This is a genomic window from Mycobacterium sp. 1245499.0, from assembly GCF_001673615.1.
In the GTDB taxonomy this organism is placed as follows: Bacteria; Actinomycetota; Actinomycetes; order Mycobacteriales; family Mycobacteriaceae; genus Mycobacterium; species Mycobacterium europaeum_A.
The window spans coordinates 24290-43913 of sequence record NZ_LZMG01000337.1; the positions used below are offsets into that span (position 1 = coordinate 24290).

18 protein-coding genes are annotated in these 19624 nt (G+C 66.3%); 10 read left to right on the plus strand and 8 right to left on the minus strand.

Annotated features, from left to right (window positions below; genetic code table 11):
* Positions 1-6 precede the first annotated feature (6 nt).
* Together A5646_RS20905 and A5646_RS20910 are read left to right on the plus strand one after the other, a co-directional pair.
* A complete protein-coding gene (locus tag A5646_RS20905) occupies positions 7-1854 on the plus strand; it encodes a fatty acyl-AMP ligase (protein ID WP_067023929.1) in 1848 nt (615 codons plus the stop codon).
* A 40-nt stretch (positions 1855-1894) separates the two neighbouring features.
* A complete protein-coding gene (locus tag A5646_RS20910) occupies positions 1895-2572 on the plus strand; it encodes a hypothetical protein (RefSeq protein ID WP_066876699.1) in 678 nt (225 codons plus the stop codon).
* Positions 2573-2582: 10 nt separating this feature from the next.
* On the opposite strand, the gene A5646_RS20915 is transcribed toward A5646_RS20910, so the two are convergent.
* Positions 2583-3353: an SDR family oxidoreductase gene (locus A5646_RS20915; RefSeq protein ID WP_067023931.1), complete on the minus strand. Its 771-nt coding sequence runs from the start codon at positions 3351-3353 to the stop codon at positions 2583-2585.
* 58 nt (positions 3354-3411) lie between these two features.
* On the opposite strand from A5646_RS20915, the gene A5646_RS20920 reads away from it, so the two are divergent.
* Complete coding sequence (locus A5646_RS20920) at positions 3412-3888, plus strand: nuclear transport factor 2 family protein (RefSeq protein ID WP_067023935.1); 477 nt, start codon at positions 3412-3414, stop codon at positions 3886-3888.
* Between the two features lie 67 nt (positions 3889-3955).
* Here A5646_RS20920 and A5646_RS20925 read toward each other — a convergent pair whose 3' ends face one another.
* The gene (locus tag A5646_RS20925; RefSeq protein WP_067023937.1) at positions 3956-4696 is read right to left on the minus strand and encodes a DJ-1/PfpI family protein; all 741 of its coding nucleotides are present in this window, start codon (positions 4694-4696) and stop codon (positions 3956-3958) included.
* 19 nt (positions 4697-4715) lie between these two features.
* A complete protein-coding gene (locus A5646_RS20930) occupies positions 4716-5666 on the minus strand; it encodes a GlxA family transcriptional regulator (protein WP_066876858.1) in 951 nt (316 codons plus the stop codon).
* 110 nt (positions 5667-5776) lie between these two features.
* On the opposite strand from A5646_RS20930, the gene tpx reads away from it, so the two are divergent.
* Complete coding sequence (tpx, locus tag A5646_RS20935) at positions 5777-6271, plus strand: thiol peroxidase (protein ID WP_067023940.1); 495 nt, start codon at positions 5777-5779, stop codon at positions 6269-6271.
* Positions 6272-6288: 17 nt separating this feature from the next.
* On the opposite strand, the gene A5646_RS20940 is transcribed toward tpx, so the two are convergent.
* On the minus strand, positions 6289-7257 hold the full coding sequence (locus A5646_RS20940) for a nitronate monooxygenase family protein (RefSeq protein WP_066863251.1): 969 nt from the start codon (positions 7255-7257) through the stop codon (positions 6289-6291).
* Positions 7254-7634: an NYN domain-containing protein gene (locus tag A5646_RS20945; RefSeq protein WP_067023956.1), complete on the minus strand. Its 381-nt coding sequence runs from the start codon at positions 7632-7634 to the stop codon at positions 7254-7256. Before A5646_RS20945 ends, A5646_RS20940 begins: the two co-directional genes overlap by 4 nt.
* A gap of 76 nt (positions 7635-7710) precedes the next feature.
* On the opposite strand from A5646_RS20945, the gene A5646_RS20950 reads away from it, so the two are divergent.
* The 4 genes from A5646_RS20950 (at position 7711) to A5646_RS20965 (ending at position 15173) form a co-directional block, all read left to right on the plus strand.
* Positions 7711-8895, plus strand: a complete 1185-nt coding sequence (locus tag A5646_RS20950; RefSeq protein ID WP_067023942.1) for an acyl-CoA dehydrogenase family protein — start codon at positions 7711-7713, stop codon at positions 8893-8895.
* Positions 8896-9290: 395 nt separating this feature from the next.
* Positions 9291-10739: a condensation domain-containing protein gene (locus A5646_RS20955; protein ID WP_067023944.1), complete on the plus strand. Its 1449-nt coding sequence runs from the start codon at positions 9291-9293 to the stop codon at positions 10737-10739.
* 18 nt (positions 10740-10757) lie between these two features.
* Positions 10758-12113 (plus strand): hypothetical protein, encoded by a 1356-nt coding sequence (locus A5646_RS20960; protein WP_067023946.1) that lies wholly within the window; start codon positions 10758-10760, stop codon positions 12111-12113.
* A gap of 168 nt (positions 12114-12281) precedes the next feature.
* The gene (locus A5646_RS20965; protein ID WP_369806977.1) at positions 12282-15173 is read left to right on the plus strand and encodes an RND family transporter; all 2892 of its coding nucleotides are present in this window, start codon (positions 12282-12284) and stop codon (positions 15171-15173) included.
* Here A5646_RS20965 and A5646_RS28410 read toward each other — a convergent pair.
* Positions 15101-15784, minus strand: coding sequence for a response regulator (locus A5646_RS28410; protein WP_082984807.1), 684 nt, complete (start codon positions 15782-15784; stop codon positions 15101-15103). The genes A5646_RS20965 and A5646_RS28410 overlap by 73 nt on opposite strands.
* Complete coding sequence (locus A5646_RS20970; protein ID WP_197505250.1) at positions 15766-17451, minus strand: ATP-binding protein; 1686 nt, start codon at positions 17449-17451, stop codon at positions 15766-15768. The genes A5646_RS28410 and A5646_RS20970 overlap by 19 nt, the downstream gene beginning before the upstream one ends.
* A gap of 125 nt (positions 17452-17576) precedes the next feature.
* Between A5646_RS20970 and A5646_RS20975 the strand changes: the two genes are divergently transcribed.
* Positions 17577-18479, plus strand: a complete 903-nt coding sequence (locus tag A5646_RS20975) for an NAD(P)-dependent oxidoreductase (RefSeq protein WP_066876711.1) — start codon at positions 17577-17579, stop codon at positions 18477-18479.
* Positions 18480-18511: 32 nt separating this feature from the next.
* On the opposite strand, the gene A5646_RS20980 is transcribed toward A5646_RS20975, so the two are convergent.
* Positions 18512-19081, minus strand: a complete 570-nt coding sequence (locus A5646_RS20980; protein WP_066863227.1) for a TetR family transcriptional regulator — start codon at positions 19079-19081, stop codon at positions 18512-18514.
* Between the two features lie 79 nt (positions 19082-19160).
* Here A5646_RS20980 and A5646_RS20985 point away from each other — a divergent pair.
* Positions 19161-19624 (plus strand): class I SAM-dependent methyltransferase (locus A5646_RS20985; protein WP_156765669.1); only part of this gene is annotated, 464 nt, incomplete at its 3' end.

A 19624-nucleotide genomic window follows, 5' to 3' on the forward strand; every position in this document is an offset into this window, starting at 1 on the left:
GCAGTCATGGATCGCGGCTCCCGGCAGGACGGCCCGGCTGCCGGTGGCCTCCTTCGCATCGAGGACTGCCTGGACGCCGCGGGCCGGGTGGTGCTGCCGCCCGGGGTCAACCTGATCTCGCTCATCGACCGCAACATCGCGAACGTCGGTGACACCGTGGCGTACCGCTACCTCGATTTCAGCCGTTCGGCGCGGGGCGAAGCCGACGAGGTGACATGGACCCAGTTCGGTGCGCGGCTGCAGGCCATCGGCGCACGCATCCAGCAGGCCGCGGGCCGCGGTGAGCGCGTTGCCGTCCTTGCGCCGCAGGGCATCGACTACGTCGCCGGGTTCTACGCGGCGGTCAAGGCCGGAACCATCGCGGTGCCGTTGTTCGCCCCGGAGCTGCCCGGGCACGCCGAACGCCTCGATACCGCGCTGCGGGATTCGGAGCCCACCGCCGTGCTCACGACGACCGCCGCCCAAGGGGCGGTGGAGGCGTTCCTGGCCGGCCATCCGCATCTACGCCGGCCGCAGGTGATCGCCATCGACCAGATACCCGACGCGGCGGGGGAGTGGTTCGCGCCGACCGAGCTCGGCATGGACGACGTCTCGCACCTGCAGTACACGTCGGGCTCCACCCGCCCGCCGGTCGGTGTCGAAATCACCCACCGCGCGGTGGGCACCAACCTGGTCCAGATGATCCTGTCGATCGACCTGCTGGACCGAAACACCCACGGCGTCAGTTGGTTACCGCTCTACCACGACATGGGTTTGTCCATGATCGGCTTCCCGGCGGTCTACGGCGGCCACTCCACGCTGATGTCTCCCGCCGCCTTCGTGCGCCGCCCGCAGCGATGGATTCAGGCGCTGTCCGACGGGTCCCGACAGGGCAACGTCGTCACCGCCGCACCGAACTTCGCGTACGAATGGGCCGCGCAGCGCGGACTGCCCAGCCCCGAGGCGGACATCGACCTGCGCAACGTGGTGATGATCATCGGTTCCGAGCCGGTCAGCATCGACTCCATCAAGACCTTCACCAAGGCGTTCGCGCCCTACGGATTGCCGCCCACCGCGTTCAAACCCTCCTACGGCATCGCCGAGGGCACCTTGTTCGTCGCGACCATCGCCCCGGCCGCCGAGGCGACGGCGGTGTACTTCGACTCAGAACTGCTGGGCGCCGGATCGGCGGTGCGCGTCGACGCCGATCATTCCAGGGCCGTCGCGCACGTGTCGTGCGGTCAGGTCGCACGCAGCGAATGGGCCGTCATCGTCGATCCCGCCAGGCGATCGGAGGTGCCGGACGGCCAGGTGGGCGAAATCTGGTTGCAGGGCAACAACGTCGGACGGGGCTACTGGGGACGGCCCGACGAGACGCGGCGGGCCTTCGGCGCCAAGCTGCAGTCGCGGCTCGCCGACGGCAGCCACGGCGACGGCGCCGATCTGGACGGCTCCTGGCTGCGCACCGGGGACCTGGGCGTGTATCTCGACGGTGAGCTGTACGTGACCGGCCGGATAGCGGACCTGGTGACGATCGACGGCCGCAACCACTACCCGCAGGACATCGAGGCCACCGTCGCCGAAGCCTCCGAGATCGTCCGGCGCGGATACGTGACGGCGTTTTCCGTGCCGGCCGACGATGACCCGGATGCCGCCCGGCTGGTGGTGGTCGCCGAACGCGCGGCGGGCACCAGCCGTCAGGATCCGCAACCGGCGATCGAGGCCGTCCGGGCGGCGGTCGCACAGCGACACGGCCTGAGCGTGTCGGACGTCCGTCTGCTGCCGGCCGGCGCCATCCCGCGCACGACCAGCGGCAAGCTGGCCCGCCGGGCCTGTCGCACGGAATACCTCGCCGGCACCCTGGGCGTCCGCTGACCCGGGGTCAACCCGGGGGAGTTGCTGGCATCCTGGCGATGTGGGTCTGATATTCCGGTTGGCGGAGCTGTTGATCGTCATCCTGCCGCTGACGGGCGCGATCGTCGCCGCCGTGCGCGCGTTCGGCAGCTACCGACGGCGCGCCGACGAGCGGTCGCGGGAGTTCGGCCGGGAACCGTTGCCCGGCGCGCCCGCGGCCGACGGCGCGGGCGGAAATCAAGCGGCCCAGTGGCGCGCGATCCGGCGCGTCCTCGATGAGCATGGCCGCACGGATGCCCGCTGGCTCGAATACGAGCTCGATGTCGCCAAACTGCTGGACTTTCCGCTGATGACCGACATGCGCGAGGCCAACACGATCGCGTTCCACAAGGCCAAGCTGCGGGCCGACTTTCTGCGGCCGGCGCAGGCCGAGGATCTGCTCGACGACCGCGACGGCGCCGCTCGGTACATGGCCGCGGTCGAGGACTACGTCACGGCGTTCGACGCCGCCGAGGCCGAGGCGATTCGCCGCCGCCGCACCGATTTCTCCAGCGCGGACCAGCAGCGAATTGCACGGGCGCAGAGCCTGTTACGGGTGGCGGCGGACCCCGCCGCGGCCGCCCAGGAACGTCAACGCGCCTACGATGTGGCCCGCAACGAACTCCAGGGCCTGCTGGTGTTGCCGTCGGCGACGCAGGCCAACCTCGAACGCGGGATCTCCGGCGAGCTCGAGCGATAGGGCCGGTGAGCTAGGGACAGGTGTAGCCGCCGTCGATCACGACGTCCGACCCCGTCATATAGCTGGACGCCTCGCTGGCCAGATAGACGTACAGGCCGACGAGTTCCTCGGGGCGACCGATGCGGCCGAGCGGAATCTTCGGCTCCCACTGGCGGTGATACTCGGTTAACGGCTCGACGAGCTCGGTGAGGATATAGCCGGGGCTGACGCTGTTCACCCGGATGTTGTGGGCCGCGAATTCGACCGCCATGGCCTTGGTCAACTGGATGACGGCCGCCTTGGCGGTGCAGTAGTGACCGACCTGCTGCGGAACGTTGATGATGCTGCCCGACATCGACGCGGTGTTGATGATGACGCCGCCGCGCCCCTGGGCGACCATCGCCCGGGCCGCCGCCTGCGCGGTCAGGAAGACTCCCGTCACGTTGGTGTCCTGGATCCGCTGGAATTCCTCCGGCGACATCTCCAGCATCGGGACGACCGCGATGATGCCGGCATTGCAGACCGCGACGTCGATCCCGCCCAGCTCCGCGGTCACCCGGTCGACCATGCTGTTCACCTGGTCGGGTTGGGTCACGTCACATCGAATCGGCAGGACCTTGCCGGCGCCGTCCGCCGCCAGCTCGCCGGCGATGCGTTCCAGCGCCTCGACATTCCGCGCGGCGATGGCGACGTGGGCGCCGGCTTGCACGTAGGCCTGCGCGACTTTCCTGCCGATGCCGCTGGACGCCCCGGTCACCAACGCCCGCTTGGCGCGCAGGCTGAACAAGTCCAACACGTTCATCCGATCTCCCCATTCATACGAGCGACCCAAAACCGAAACACGTTCTAGTGTGTCCGCTATGGGCAAATTCACCAGGGCAGAAATCGACGAAGCCGTCGAGAACTACACCAAGGTCGTCGAAGGGTGCAGCGCTTCGGGCGACTGGCGGCCCTTCGCGGACCTCTTCACCGAAGACGTCGTCTACACCGAGCATCACTACGGCGTCTTCCACGGACGCGAGGCGGTTCGCGACTGGATCGTCGCGGTGATGGCGCCGTTCCCGCACATGCGGTTTCCCAGTGACTGGATCGCCCACGACGAGGACAACGACGCCGTCGTCGTCATGATCAAGAACCTGCTCGACCACCCGAGCGATCCGAACGGCGAGCCGTTCTGGTTCCCCAACTGGACCCGCCTGGTCTATGCCGGCGACGGGCTGTTCTCCAGCGAGGAGGACATCTACAACCCCGACCGTGACGCTCCCGGCGTCGTCGCGGCGTGGCTGCAGGCCGGCGGGCAGCTCGCCACCACCGAGATCCTGCAGCCCGGCGCCTAGCGGCTAGGCTCTGGCTCGAGAGTGCTTGTGCGCGAAGCGCTATCACCGGCGCTAGCGCATTCCCCAGTTACGTAATGCTCTCCAGCGGCCGCCTGCGCCGCCGCGACCGGACCTTGTCCAGCGCCTGCTCCCAGGCGAGCAGGGTCGTGGCCTTCACGTTGGCGGGCTTCACGCTGTCACGGGACAGCAGCGCCGTCGCAGCGGCCTTCGTCGTCGCCGAGGCCTTCGACATGTGGCCCGAATCGAATGGCGGCTGCGGATCGTATTCGAGCGCGAGCTGGATTGCCTTCGCGCGGGATTCGCCGGCGATCTGTCCGGCCAGCCACAACGCGAGGTCGAGCCCGGCGGACACGCCGGCGCTGGTGACCATGTCGTCGGAGTGCACGACCCGTTCGTCGGCCACCGGAACCGCGCCGAATGCCTTGAGCGCGGGGATCGTCAGCCAGTGCGACGTCGCCCGCCGGCCGTCCAGCAGCCCCGCGGCCGCCAAGATCACCGACCCGGAGCACACCGACGTCGTCCAGCTCGCGCTGCGGTGGGCCCGGCGCAGCCAGTCGAGCAACGCGTCGTCGCGTGCGTGCACCGGGGTCGACGGCCCGCCGGGCACGAGAATGACGTCGGGGGAGGGTGTTTCGGCCAGCGAGTGGGTGGCGCCGATGACCAGCACCCCGGAGTCGGCGGTGATCGGTCCGGCCTCGTGCCACACGAAGCGAACCTCGGCGCCGGGCAGGTTGCGCAGCACCTCGTACGGCCCGATCATGTCGAGCGCGGTGAATCCGGGGTAGGCCACGATGGCGATTTGGGTCATCGGTGTCGTCCTTTCGGTGTCAGGCGAAAGCCTTGCGGTATTGATCGGGCGAAATACCCACGCGGCGAAGGAAATTGCGCCGCATGGTTTCCGCGGTGCCGAAGCCGCACCGGGCGGCGATGGCGACGACGGTGTCGTCGGTCTCCTCCAACTGCCGGCGCGCGGCTTCGGTGCGGATCCGTTCGACGTATTGGCCGGGCGCCTCGCCGATTTCGGCGGTGAACACGCGGGTGAAGTGGCGCGGGCTCATCGCGGCCCGGCGGGCCAGATCACCGATGCTGTGCGGACGGCCCGGGTCGACCTCGATCGCCTCCTGCACCTCGCGGATGGAATCCCGTCTGGCCCTCGGCATCCACACCGGCGCCGCGAACTGCGTCTGGCCGCCCGGTCGGCGCAGATACAGCACCAGCCAGCGGGCGACCGTCTGCGCGACCTCGGTGCCGTGGTCGTCCTCGATCAGCGCCAGCGCCAGGTCGATGCCGGCGGTGACGCCCGCGGCGGTCCACACGGTCTGCGAGCTCCGCACGAAGATCGGGTCGGCGTTGACCTCGATCGCGGGGAATTGGGCCGCCAACCGTTCGGCGAAGGCCCAGTGTGTGGTCACCCGCTGCCCGTCCAGCAACCCCGCCTCGGCCGCGAGAAACGCACCGGTGCACACCGTCACCATGCGGCGGGCCTGGCCGGCGACGGCCTTGATCCAGGCGACGAGCTCGGCGTCGGCGCGTGCCTCGTCCACGCCGGCGCCGCCGGGCAGCACCACTGTGTCGATCGGGTCGGCCGGGTCCGGCAGCGGCGTCGTCACGAAGGCCAGCCCGGTCGCCGTGGCTATCGGTTGGCCGCCGACCGAGGCGACAGCGACGTCATACCCGCCGCCGGTCAACATCGATGCGCTGGTGAACACGTCGTATGGGCCCACCACATCGAGCGCCTGCACACCGGGGAAGCCGGCGATCACCACCTTGCGAGGCATGGATTCAGTGTTGGCCACGCGGGGGCACGTCGTCTACGCCATGCACCCCACCAATTAGGACATGGGACCTGCCCCGTGGCGGCCGCGACGGCCTTGGCAGACTGTTGCCCATGGCACAGATAACGTTGCGTGGAAACCCGATCAACACTGTCGGCGAGCTGCCTGCCGTCGGATCCAAAGCCCCGGCCTTCAGCCTGGTCGGCGGCGATCTGGCCGCGGTCAGCAGCGAGCAATTCGGCGGTAAGCCCTTGGTGCTCAACATCTTTCCGTCCATCGACACGCCGGTGTGCGCGACCAGCGTGCGGACCTTCAACGAGCGGGCCGCCGGCGGCGGGGCGACCGTGGTGAACGTCTCGAAGGACCTGCCGTTCGCGCAGGCACGGTTCTGTGGCGCCGAGGGCATCGAGAACGTCAGAACGGCGTCGGCGTTCCGGGACAGCTTCGGCGAGGACTACGGCGTCACGATCACCGATGGCCCGATGGCCGGACTGCTCGCGCGCGCCATCGTGGTGGTCGGGACCGACGGCAACGTCGCCTACACCGAGTTGGTGCCCGAGATCGCGCAGGAGCCCAACTACGACGCGGCTCTGGCGGCCGCGGGCTGATCCGCGCCCGCTGCCAGTCAGGCCTGTTCGAGTTCGGCCCGCCCCACGCGCTGCGACGTGGCCCCCAGCACCTCGCGGCAGCCTCGCCACATCTGCTCGATGATGTCGGCGGCCGGGGGCAGGTCCTCGATGCGCCCGGCCACCTGGCCGGTGTTGGCGACGCTGGCGTCGAGGTCGCCGTCGAAGTAGAGCCGCTGCACGCGTTGTAGGGCCGCGGCGCCCGCTTCGGCGGACGTCGCGGCGTCGAGCCGCTCGGCGGCGGGCGTGCGGATGACGCGCATCATCCGGTTGCCGTCGAGGGGGAGCAGCACCGTGCCGGTCTCGTCGGCGTCGACGACCGCTTGCTTGAGGTTGCCGTGCACCGGCGAGTCCGCGGACGCGAGCAGCCGGGTGCCCATCTGCACCGCGTCCGCGCCGAGGACGAAGGCGGCCGCCATGGACCGCGCGTCACAGATCCCGCCCGCGGCCACGATCGGGACGTCGACGTGGGCGGCCACCAACGGCAGCAGCACCATGGTCGAGGCGCCGAACCGATTCTTGAATCCGCCTCCTTCGACGCCTTCGACCACCAGCCCGTCCACGCCGGCATCGACGGCCTTCTTGGCCGCGGCCAGGGTGCCTACCACGTGGAACACCGTGATGCCCGCATCGTGCAGACGTTCGGTGAAAATCGACGGGCTGCCGGCGGAGGTGGTCACGAAGCGAATGTCGTTGGCGACAAGCAAGTCCAGCATTGCCGGATCACGATTGAACAGCAACGCGATGTTCGCGCCGACGGCACCGGCGGTCAGTTCGCGCACCCGCCGCAGGTCGGCTCGTCCCTGATCCGAGGTGGTCTCGATGATTCCCAGCGCACCGGCGTTCGACACCGCAGCGGCCAGTTGGGCGCCGGCGATATAGGTCATCGGCGCCTGGATGATCGGGATGTCGATGTGCGCCAGCGCGCAGACCCGGTTGCCCGGTGGACCGGGTTCGGCGGTGGTCATCGGTCCCGCGGATCGACGAGGTCGCGGAAGCTTTCCGACCGCTGAACGGATGCGCCCAGGCTTCGCACCCGGTCGGTCAGCGCGCGGTCGGATGTCACCACGCGAATGTCGTGCGGCGCGGCGTCGGCCGCGACCAGCCGGACGATCTCGTCGTCGGCCGAATTCGCGGCCGCCCTGGGTGCGTGCGCTATCTCGATCACCGATGACGTGATGGCGCTCGACGGCGGTCGCTCAAAAACCACCGTCACCGTTTCTCCTTGCCGCGACGCCCATCGATTCAGCCTTTCCACCAAGGTGACCATCGCACCGTTGCGGTCCTTCCACCAGCCATCGGGACGGCTTCCGATCACATTCATGCCGTCGACAATCCAGCGCACCACCCACACGGTAAACGACCTGTCACGACGGGTGATTTCGTTCGCAAAACCGGGAGTGGTTGATACGGTCACCCCCATGACCTCGATCGCCGACACAACAGACCGGGTGGTGGCGCTGGCCCGCGGTATGCGGGACCTGGTGCAGTCCGAAGCCGGCGAATCGGAGCGGCTGCGCACGCTGTCCCCGGCGATCGTCGATGCGATGTGGGCCAGCGGGCTGATGTCGGCGTTCAACCCGGTGGCGGCCGGTGGCGTCGAGCCGTCGTTCACCGAGATGATCGAGACCTGGATCGAAATGGCTTGGCAGGATGGGTCATTCGGTTGGGTGGGGATCGCCAATCTGCCCTCGTCGTTCGCCGCGGCGGCATACCTGCCCGACGACGGCTTCGCCGAGGTGTTCACCGCGCACGACAACCGGGTCACCCTGGGCGGCCAGTTCTTCCCCAACGGACAGGGCGCCGCCGGCGACGGTGGCTACCGGGTGAGCGGCGCGTGGAACTTCGGCTCGGGCATCGGGCACGCGGAATATGTTGCCGCCGGGTTCCTGCCGATGGACAACGGCGAGATGCGCTGGATCAGTGAGGGTTTCCCCGAGATGCGGGTCGCCGTCATTCCGCGCGACGAGATCAGCTTCAACGACGGCTGGTTCGTGCAGGGACTGAAGGGAACCGGTTCCTACGACTACAGCGCCGCAGACGTGTTCGTGCCCGAGAGGCGCACGTTTGAACTGTTTGTGCGGCAGCCCCACCGCGGGACGTCGCCGGCCACCCGGATGGGACTGATGCCGGTGACCGCGGCCGGGCACGCGTCGTGGGCGCTGGGCGTGGCCAAGAGCATGCTCGACGATGTCCAAGAGCTGGCCGCGACGAAGTTCCGGATGAGCGACATGGCGTCGCTGGCCAGCCGCCCCACCTTCCAGAAGGGCCTGGCGCATCACCGCGCGGCCTGGCGCGCGGCCCGGCTGTTGGTGCTCGACGCGTTCACCGCCGCCGAGGCGGCGGTGGCATCGGGACAGGACCTCACCCCGGCGCTTCGCGCCGACATGCGGGTGGCCGCCGTCTACGCCACCGACAACGCCCGCGGCTGCGCCGAATGGGCGCATCTGGTCGCCGGGACCAGCTCGATCCGCGAGGGCAGCCGGTTGGAGCGCGCCTTCCGCGACATCTACACCGGAACGCAGCACGCCTTCATCAGCGAGAAGGTCGCCATCGACGCCGCCCAGATCTGGCTGGGCATCATCGACGACCAGCCCGGGTTGTAACCCGCCGGCGCCGGGGCGCCGGCCAGTTGCGCACACGGCTAACCGGCGGTGGTAATGGCTGGCCCCTGAACCGATCCTCGAGATCAACCCCACCGCGTTCCTCGAGGCGGCTGACGGCAGGCGGTCAGCTGATGCGCATCGATCGGCGCCCATCGCGACGGATGAGCACAATGCGCAAAACCAGGAAATCGTCGCTTTTGGTGACTATTGACTACAACAGCGACACAGCTCTAAGCGGCGTCGTACGTTCGGATTGCACAACATATCCGAGTACGGCGCACGATTACGGAACCACTGGAAATGCACGCGGGCGCGAAGTTTATCCGCAAATGGCCGGTTCTGCCATTCATGTGCAACGTACTAAATGTCGATGTTGAAAGACAAGGAGCGAGGAAATGGTCGCATTGGGCAGCATCAACGGATGGCAACCGGCCCATGGGCCGGTAGTCACATGGACTGCCTCAGCAGTAGCGCGTGAGGCGGCTCGTACGGCACCGCGATCGGACCTGCCTGCCACTTACCAGCAGTTCCAACACGTGCGAATCGCTCACTACGCGAAGGCGATGGGCAGGCAGCTGCCCCGTTTGATGGTCGTGGCGTGGGACATCCCCGGTGTGTGTGACATCGCGGCGATGACGGCCGCAATCAATGCGCATGTTCGTCGTCACGACACCTACCACAACTGGTTCGAATTCGATAATGACGACGTTGTCCGACATGCCATCGACGACGTGGAAGCCGTCGAATTCCTCCCGGTGCAGTCCGGGAATATGGACGTGGCGCAGATAAGGGCGCATGCAATGACGACAACGCCGGAAACCCTCGAATGGGATTGCTTTACCTTCGGCGCCATCCAGCACAGCGAATACTTCACGTTCTACGCCAGCGTCGACCATCTCCACATCGACGGCATCTCCGGCAGCTTGATATTCCTCGACATTCACCTCGCCTACCAGCGCTCGCAGCTTGCCGCACCGCTCACGCTTCCGCCAGCCGGGAGCTACAGCGACTACACCATGCGCCAACACGAGCAGCTGGCCGGCCTGACCTCGTCGTCCCCGCAGGTCAAGGATTGGCTCAAATTCGCGCACGACACCGACGGTGACTGGCCGAGCTTCCCGTTGCCGCTCGGCGACACGTGGGCCAGCAACCGAGGCGACTTTCTGACTGTCGACTTGCTGGACGCGGCCCAGACAGAGTCCTTCGAAACCGTCTGTCGCGCAGCCGGCGCCCGATTCAGCGGTGGAATTCTGGCCTGCGCAGCCCTGGCCGAACGCGAATTCACCGGCGCCGACACCTATTACGGATTCACGCCGTACGACACGCGGACGCCCGGCATCGACACGATGAGTGTCGGGTGGTTCGCCAGTCTCATTCCCGTGACCGTGCCGACGGGTGCCGGCTGTTTCTTCGAGTCGGCGCCGGCAGCCCAGAAGGCGTTTGACTCCGCGAAACATCTTGCCGGCGTGCCGTTGGAACGGGTCTTGGAGTTGACGACCCCAGATCAGCCGGCCATCAAGCTGCCCACGCGCCCGGCCATGATGGTGTCGTTTCTTGATTTCCGAAAGATACCGATCGCCGCATTGTGGGAAGAAACGAACTTCGGCGCCTACGGCGACAACTTGTCGCACGGCGGGATCAACATCTGGATCAACCGGCACGCGACAAAAACCACCGTAACCATCTCCTTTCCGGATAACCCGACCGCGCGCGATTCGGTACATCGTTACATCTCGGCATTGACGCAAGCATTCACCGCCGTCGCCGAGACCACTTCGCGGTGGGCGGATGTGGTTGCAGACCACGCCAACTCGAGCCACGCCGTACCCGCAATCACCCTCTAACCCGAAGGGATAAGCACAATGACCAATGTCATCGACCTGGTGGACCAGATCCACTTCCTCGGCGAGCAGGCCACCGGAACCAGCAACGTGCTTCAATGCGTCTGGGTCTACGACCGGACCATCGACATCGATGGTGTGCGGCGGTTTCACCACCATCTTGAGCGAGGACGGTTAGCCCGTCGCATCGAACGGTCACCGGTGCCCTGCGGCCGGCACCGCTGGGTAACGCCCGGCCGCTCATCCGGCCTCGAGATCGTCGCCCGCGCCCGCTCCCGCGCCGAGTTCGACGCCTGGTTGGACGAGCAGGCCAGCACCCCGCTGGATTGCGAGCACGGACCCGAATGGCACCTCGCCGTTCTGCCGTTCGCTGAGGGCGGCGCGGGAATCAGCCTGGTCATCTCACATTGCCTCACCGACGGTGTCGGGCTTTGCGAGGCATTGGCGGATGCGGCCGACGGTCTGGACGACGTGATTACATGGCCCGCCGCGCAATCGCGCTCCCGGTGGCGCGCGCTTCGCGAGGACAGCCGCCAGACGATGCGCGACATCCCCGCGATCAGTCGCGCCATCACCGCAGGCACACGGACGCTACTGCGCAGCCAGAGTCGTGACGGGTCTGGCACCCCTGCACCGGATGGGACACAGCTGCCTTTCGTCGGGACTGACGAACTCGTAACTGTCCCGACGGCAACGGTATTCGTCGACGCGCAGGAGTGGTACGGACGCGCACAGACGCTCAGGGGAACTGGCAACGCATTGCTTGTGGGACTGGCGGCACGCCTGGCCCACCGAATGGGGCGGGTCGCAGCCGACGGTTCGGCGGTGGTGGCAATACCCGTCAACGACCGCGTGCCCGGTGATACCCGCGCCAACGCGATCACCGGTATCGACATCACTGTCGACCCGCTGTCAGCGGCGACGGACCTTCAGGAGATCCGCGCCGCAACCAAGCACGCGCTGACCCACCGCCAGGAGGTGCCCGACGAACGGTTCGCGCTGCTGCCCATCGTTCCCCTGGTACCAAAATGGTTGGTAAAGCGAATGATCGGCCTGGCCGTTGGCAATACGACCACCGCGTCGTCCAACCTCGGAGTCGTCAACCCGGCCGCCAACCGGCCAGACGGCACCGACGCCGACTACTTCGCCATGAAGATGCGTTACCCCAGCATGACCAAGGCGACGATGCACCATACCGGCGGGCTGCTCAGCTTGCTCTCCGGCATAACACACGGACGGGTCTTCGTCTCCGTCGTTGCATACCAACCTGGAAACATGACAGATGAACTGCAGCAGATGATTTCGGACACGCTGAGCGACTTCTCGCTCACCTGCACCACGAACTGGCGAAGCCCCGAAGTCGTGGCCGCCGGATAGACGCCGGTAAAAGGCCACCCACGAAAGCGGCATCAGAAGCCGCCCCCTCGACCGCACCCACACGAATGAAGGTTGGCCATGGCCACGCAATCGATCACCCCCAAGGTCTCGACAGGCAGCGACGCGTTTGCTGTGCTGGGCCGCCTCATCAGCCGTGCACCTTGGCTCGTGATCGCCGTCTGGCTCGCGGCAGTCGGCGTTCTGGCGGTGGCCTTCCCCTCCCTGACGAAGGTGGTGGAAAAACAAACCGTTCAGGCACTTCCGGCCAAAGACCTGGCGGCGGCCGACCAGATGGCCAAGGATTTCGGTGAATCCGCGCAGAACATCCTGATCGTCGTGCTCACCGATGGCAACGGGCTGACACCCGCCGACGAGGGGGTCTATGGCAGGCTGGCCGCCAGGTTGCGCGCCGATACCCGAGATGTGGCCGGCGTGCACGACCTCGTCACCATGCCCGCTCTGCGCCCTTCGATGGTCAGTGCCGACAACAAGGCGTTCTACCTTGCGGTGGACCTCAAAGCGCCCGCGGGCTCCCCGGAGTCCTCTCAGGCTTATCAGCGGATCGCAGCAGTCACCGAACGCTCCGCCACGGGCTCCGCGCTGACCGCGCAGGTGACCGGACAAGCCGCCGTCGTCGGTGACATGTCAATCGTGACGGCCCACGACATGCACTTGATTGAAATCGCCACCGCCGCACTGGTGCTCACCATCCTGTCGGTGATCTATCGGCGCCCGGTCACCGTGTTGGTGCCCTTGCTCACCATCGGATTTTCGGTGGCCTCGGCCCAGGGCATAGTGTCCGCGCTGAATCAGCTGGGGTTAGGTGTGTCCGCACCGACGATCGCATTGATGACCGCGATGATCGTCGGCGCCGGCACCGATTACGCCGTTTTCTTGATCAGCCGTTACCACGAGTACCTGCGGTCGGGTGCCGACTCCGACCTCGCAGTACAGAAAGCATTGACCTCCATTGGCAAGGTCATTGCCGGCTCGGCGGCCACGGTCGCCCTCACTTTTTTGGGCATGATCTTCACCCGCCTACCCGCGTTCACAACTGTTGGCCCGGCACTTGCTATCTCGATCCTGATCGCCTTTCTCGCCGCGATCACGTTGTTGCCCGCCACGCTCGTCCTTGCAGGCCGGCGCGGTTGGGTGGCGCCCCGAAAAGCTCTGACTGGCCGGCTGTGGCAGAGGTCAGGCGTGCTGATCGTTCGCCGGCCCAAGATGCATCTCCTGATCAGTCTGGCACTGCTGGTCGCGCTGGCCTCCTGCGCCGCCTTCCTATCACCCACCTTCAACGACCGTATGCAGCTGCCGCAGTCGGCACCGAGCAATGTCGGCTTCACGGCGATGGAACGTCATTTCGCGACCAGTGCACTGCTGCCGCAGTACATCTACGTGCGCTCGCCACGCGACCTCCGTACCCCACAAGCCTTGGCCGACCTGGAGCAGATGGCCCAACGCGTTTCGCAGCTGCCCGATATCGCCGCGGTGCGCGGCGTCACGCGACCCAACGGCCAACCGCTCGATCAGACAAAACTGAGTTTTCAAGCCGGACAGGTAGGCACCAACCTCGAGAATGCCTCAACCCAAGTCTCCGGCAGAAGCGACGACCTCGACGCATTGACCGCTGGCGCGGACAAACTGGCGGCAAGTCTCGGCCAGGTTCGCGACCAGACCCATATTGCTGCCAGGCCAGCAATGGAACTCGGCACGACCTTGAACCAGGTGCGACAGCAGCTGGTCGCCGCGTCGCAGTTCTTGGACACCCTGCGTGGGCTGGCGAACACCGGGTCCGCCGCGCCGCTGGTCGACGGTGCCGTTGACGCGGTCGGCCCCATGATCGACGCCTTGAACGTGAGTCCGCAATGCAACGCAGACCCTGCGTGCACTGCTGGCCGCGCGCAACTGCGACAACTAGCCCCGCCGCGAAACGGCGGTACGTTGATTGCGCAGATCGCCCCTGTGGTGCAACGGCTCGCGACGATGATGCAGCGGCTGAGCGCACTGTTGGCGGCGGCAGGCAATACCGACGTGCCCCAACGGTTGGTTCGGCTGCAACAAGGTGCCGACGCGCTCGCCGACGGGAGCCAGCGGCTGGACCAGGGAGTGCGCACACTCGTCGAACAGACCAAGAAGATGGGCGTCGGAATGAACCAGGCGGCCGAGCTGCTGCTCTCGATGAATCGTGACGCGTCGCAAACCGCCATGGCGGGCATGTACATCCCGCCCAAGGTGATCACGTCGGACGACTTCAAAAACGCCGCGAAGATGCTCATCTCGGCCGACGGGCGTTCGGTGCGCTTCATCGTCGAGACGAAATTCGATCCGTTCAGCACAACCGCAATGGATCAGGTGGCGTCGATCCTCAATACTGCTCGCGGCGCCCAGCCCAATACCTCACTCGCGGATGCATCGATATCGGTCGTCGGCACCACCGCGATGTACAGCGCGATGCGGAGCTACTTCAACGACGACGTTCGTCTGATCGTCATCGTGACGCTCGCGGTTGTCTTCTTTATCCTCGTCGCACTGCTGCGCTCCATCGTGGCTCCGCTGTATCTGATTGCCTCCGTGGTGATCTCGTTTCTATCGGCGTTGGGCGTGGGAGTCGTCGTCTTCCAATTCGTGCTCCATCAGGCCATCTATTGGAACGTGCCGGCCATGGCGTTCATCGTGCTGGTCGCCGTCGGAGCGGACTACAACCTGCTATTGATCTCACGAATTCGCGAGGAGTCAGCCTCGGGCGTCCAAAGCGGAGTCATCCGTGCCGTTCGTTCGACCGGTGGTGTCATCACCTCGGCCGGCATCATTTTCGCGGCCTCGATGTTCGGGCTCCTATTCGGCAGCCTGTCTTCCATGGTGCAAACCGGGATGATCATCGGTGTAGGGCTGTTGGTCGACACCTTTGTGGTGCGCACCATTACGGTGCCGGCTCTGGCGGCAATGCTCGGCCGGGCGAACTGGTGGCCCGGCAAGGCGATCACTCAGCGGGGTAGACGCCTTCGTCGCTTGTCGATCGCTACGAATTCCTGCTCGGGTCGTCCCGTGGCTCCGTAACGCAGGCCCACGGTGAGGTCACCGGTGCTGGCCAACGCCGCCAGATACCGTTGGGCGGTTGCCCTCGATATCCCGATCGCAGCAGAAACTTCCGCCGCCGACATCGGCTTGTTCGATGTTCCTAAGGCTTGCAGCACAAGCTGTTTGGTGGAGGAAGCCGCCAGGGTGGCCGGCTGGGAAGGAGCAATCCTCGGGCGCAGCGCGTCGAGTGCCGCGTCCACGTCGCTGGAGCTCAGATTGGGGCTGGAAAGGATTTTGCGGTACCGCGCATAGCCGGCCAGCCGCGCGGCGAGGTCTGTGGTCGCGAACGGCTTCACGAGATAGCTCAGAGCCCCGGCCGACACGGCTGCTCGGATCGTGGCGGCCTCGGTTGCCGCCGTCAGTACCATGCTGTCGCCGCGTAATTCACGGACAAGATCAATTCCGGACCCGTCGGGTAGGTAGACGTCCACCAACGCAAGATCGACGGCGTCGGCCTTGCGCGCGGCGTCGAGCGTGTTGACGGTGGCGACCACCGTGAAGCCGCCAAGCGTATTGACGACCTCCGCGTGCATATTGGCGACGCGGAAGTCGTCATCGACGACCAGCACCGTCAGGTCTGCGTCGCCCATTGCGCCTCCTCTACCATCACGCCTGGCAGTCGAGCGATGAACTCCGCGCCCTGCAGCTGCATCTCGGTGTTCCCGGGACTGGCCAGCCATAGATCGCCGCCCAGCGAGCGGCTGATCTGACGCGACAGCGCGAGCCCGATACCCCGGCCGCCCGGGATGCCGGAGTCCGGCTTGGTCGTCCTGCCCTCGGTGAACAGATCGCCAACGAACTCGGGCGCGACGCCGTCGCCGCTGTCGGCCACCGTGACATGCAGCGTCGAACCGTCCTGCAATAGCTCGACTTCCACTTCTCTGGGCTCGGTATCGCTCACCCGAGCGGCATCGATGGCGTTGTCCAGCAGGTTGCCCACCACGGTGGTGACGTCGACTGGCAGCACGAGCCGGCCTGACACCCAGGTGTTCTCACCGATCTTCAGCGTCACGCCGGCTTCGCGCGCGGCCGCAGCCTTGGCCGCCAAAAAGGCCTGCAGGTACGCATCGCGGATCGAGTCGATGCCCGGTAGCGCGGATCCCAACGGGCCGGAGCCGAGAAGCTCTTCCAGATATTGCAACCCCTCGTCGACATGGCCGCCGTGCAACAGCCCGTTCAGTAGGTGCAGACGGTTGGCGAACTCATGGCGCTGTGCGCGCAGCACGGTGCTCATCACCTGCACCGCGTCGAGTTGCCGCGTCAGTGATTCGACATCGGTTCTGTCCCGCACCACCAGCACGGTTCCCAGTTCGCGTCCTTCTCGCAATACCGGCCGCGCGGAGACCACTACGATGCGACCACTGACATTGGCCAGCGTTGGCGCCGAATCGGCCGCTTTGAAAACGTCACGGACCCGTGGGGTCAACCCGATGTCATCGACGGAGCCGCCTGTGTCGCCACCGATCTCGAGAAGCCGGCACGCCTCATCGTTGACGAAGGTGATGTTCCAGGAGGTGTCGGCTGCCAGCACGCCCTCGCCGATGCCTTGCAGCACCGCCGCCTGGCTGCGCACCAGCTCGACGATCTCGGCCGGCCGCAAACCCAGCGTCAGCCCTCGCCAACGCCTGGCCAGCAACACGGAGCCGACCACACCGACCACCAGGAGAACTCCTCCCATCGCGGCCAGCACGCGCAGATTGCCAGAAAACTGTTCATCGAACGCCCTCGTGGAGATGCCAACGCCGACGAAACCCAGCACACGATCAGAACCCGCGTCCAGCACCGGAACCCTGGCAACTATCGACCGGCCGTAGACCGTAATTTCATGAAATGTCTCCTCGCGCCCGGCAAGGGCCTGCGTGATATCGCTACCGACCATCCGGGCCAAGTTGTGCCGATCGGGAGAGGCGAGCCTGATGCCACGCATGTTGGCGATCACCACAAACGACACGTGCGTGCGCTGTTCGACGTGTGACGCAACGCTTTGAATTGGACCGACCGCAAGTTCGTCGACCAGTGCAGGGCTTGCGGTCAACGGGGTGTCGTTGTAGCGGGAGATGTTGTTGATGACCGTCGGGGAAGAGGCCACTACCCGAGCTATATCCAAGGCGTGAACGCCATACTCGACGTCTAGACGGTGACGGTTGAATGCGGCGAACAAACCAAACGCGACGATCAACGTCAGCGTCACCACAACGAGCTGCACCAGCAGTACCTGGGTGCCGAGTCGCAGGTCGATGCGGCCTGTGGCGGCCATGCAAAGACCCTATCGCTCTCGTGAGCAAAATGCGCGAAAGTTCACGATCGCGGAGGCGCAACCACCCCAAACAAGGGTGGACGGTTATGCAACATCCAGTTTCGTCACCGCATACCATTGCGCCCATGCGCGGCGCAAAAATCCTGATCACCGGTCCGACCGGTCAAATCGCCACCCCCATCGCCCGGGCGCTTGCCGGCGACAACGAGGTCTGGGGGATCGCCCGTTTCACCGACACCGCCGCGCGTGAAGGCCTCGAGAAGGCCGGAATCCGTTGCGAGAAGGTGAATCTCGCGGCCGGCGACTTCACCGGTGTGCCAACCGATTTCGACTATGTCCTCAACCTGGCGGTGGCCAAGAGCGGAAGCTGGGACAAGGACCTTGCGGCCAACGCGGAGTCGGTCGGCCTGCTGATGGCCCACTGTCGCACCGCAAAGGCCTTCCTGCATTGCTCGTCGGCGGCCGTCTACGACCCGCCGGACGACGAGCCGCGCAGCGAGCGGTCCGCCCTGGGCGACAACCACAAGCCACTCTTTCCCACCTATTCCATTTCCAAGATCGCCGGGGAAGTGGTGGCCCGGTCGGCGGCTCGCATTCTCGGCCTGCCCACCACGATCGCGCGGCTCAACGTTCCCTATGGCAACAACGGTGGTTGGCCGTTCTATCACATGGAGATGATGTTGGGCGGCATCCCGATTCCCGTCCCGCCCGGTGAACCCGCGCGCTACAACCCCATTCACGAGGACGACATCATCGCCACCATCCCCAAGCTGCTCGAGGCCGCGTCGGTCCCGGCGACCACGGTCAACTGGTGCGGAGACCAGACCGTCAGCTTGCAGGAGTGGTGCGACTACCTCGGGTCGCTAATCGGCGCCGAACCGGTCTTCGAGCCGAGCGAGCAAGCGCTACGCGGCAATCCCACCACCATCGACCGGATGCACGAGCTCATCGGCGGCACCTCGGTCGACTGGCGCGACGGAATCCGTCGCATGGCGGCCAAGTACCACCCGGAGCTCGTTGGCGTCTAACCGGTTGCGGCACAACATTATCGGCGAACACATCAGGCTCGGCCCCGGATAAGCCGGGCCGCGGCCTCCACCGCGGCGGCGCGGCGGCGTGCGATGACGTCCGCGTCCGTGGTCGCCGCGTCGGGGTCGGGCCAGTGGGCCCAGGCCAGCCCGATGCCGAACAGCAGCACCAGCAGCTGCCTCGGGTCCCACGACGGATCGACGTGACCGTCTAGGCGGGCGCGTTCCAGCGCCGCGACCGCCCTGTCGGGCGGGGACTCGCCGTCGAACTCAGGCTTGTCGAGCGGAAAGCCCTCCAGCCGCGCCCAGGTGATCATCCGCAGGTGTTCCGGCCGGTTCTGGGCGAGATCGAAGATGTCACCGACGAACTCGGGGACCGCGTCGGGGCGCACCTGAACGGCGCGGAAGAACTCCGCGCCGTCAGCGGCGACCACATCGCGGAACAGGGTCTCCTTGTCGCCGAAATGCGCGTACAAACGTTCCTTGCTGGCACTGGCGGCCCGCGCGATGCGGTCGATCCGGGCGCCCGCCAATCCGTATTGCGCGAATTCCGCGCGAGCGGCGGCGAGAATTTCGCCGCGCAGCTCAGTGGTGGTCCTCACAGACTCATCATAGGCGGACGAACTGGTTCGTTTGTTACGGTGGTGGGAGCACACCGCAAAGCGCAAAGGAGACGGGGCGATGGGGACGGCCAGAACACTCGATCAAACTGCGATCGCGACGATGCCGCGGGGCGGACCCGATGCGTCGTGGCTGGATCGCCGGTTCGAGACCGATACGCCGGAGTACCTCGATCGCGAAGACGTCGCCGACGAGGTCAAGCAGAAGGTCATCGGGATGCTGGATCGCATCGGCACGCTGACCAACCAGCACGAGACATTCGCGCGGATGGCCCTGGATGTCGTGGCCGACATCCCCAACCCCCGCGTCCTGGAACTGGGCGCGGGTCACGGCAAACTGTCCGCCAAAATCCTGGAGCTGCACCCCACGGCGACAGTCACCGTCTCGGATGTGGACGCGACCTCGGTGGCCAACATCGGCGCCGGTGCGCTCGGCGCTCATCCACGTGCGCAGGCAAAACTGATCGACGCGACGGCGATCGACGCCGCGGACGACAGCTATGACCTGGTGGTGTTCGCGATGGC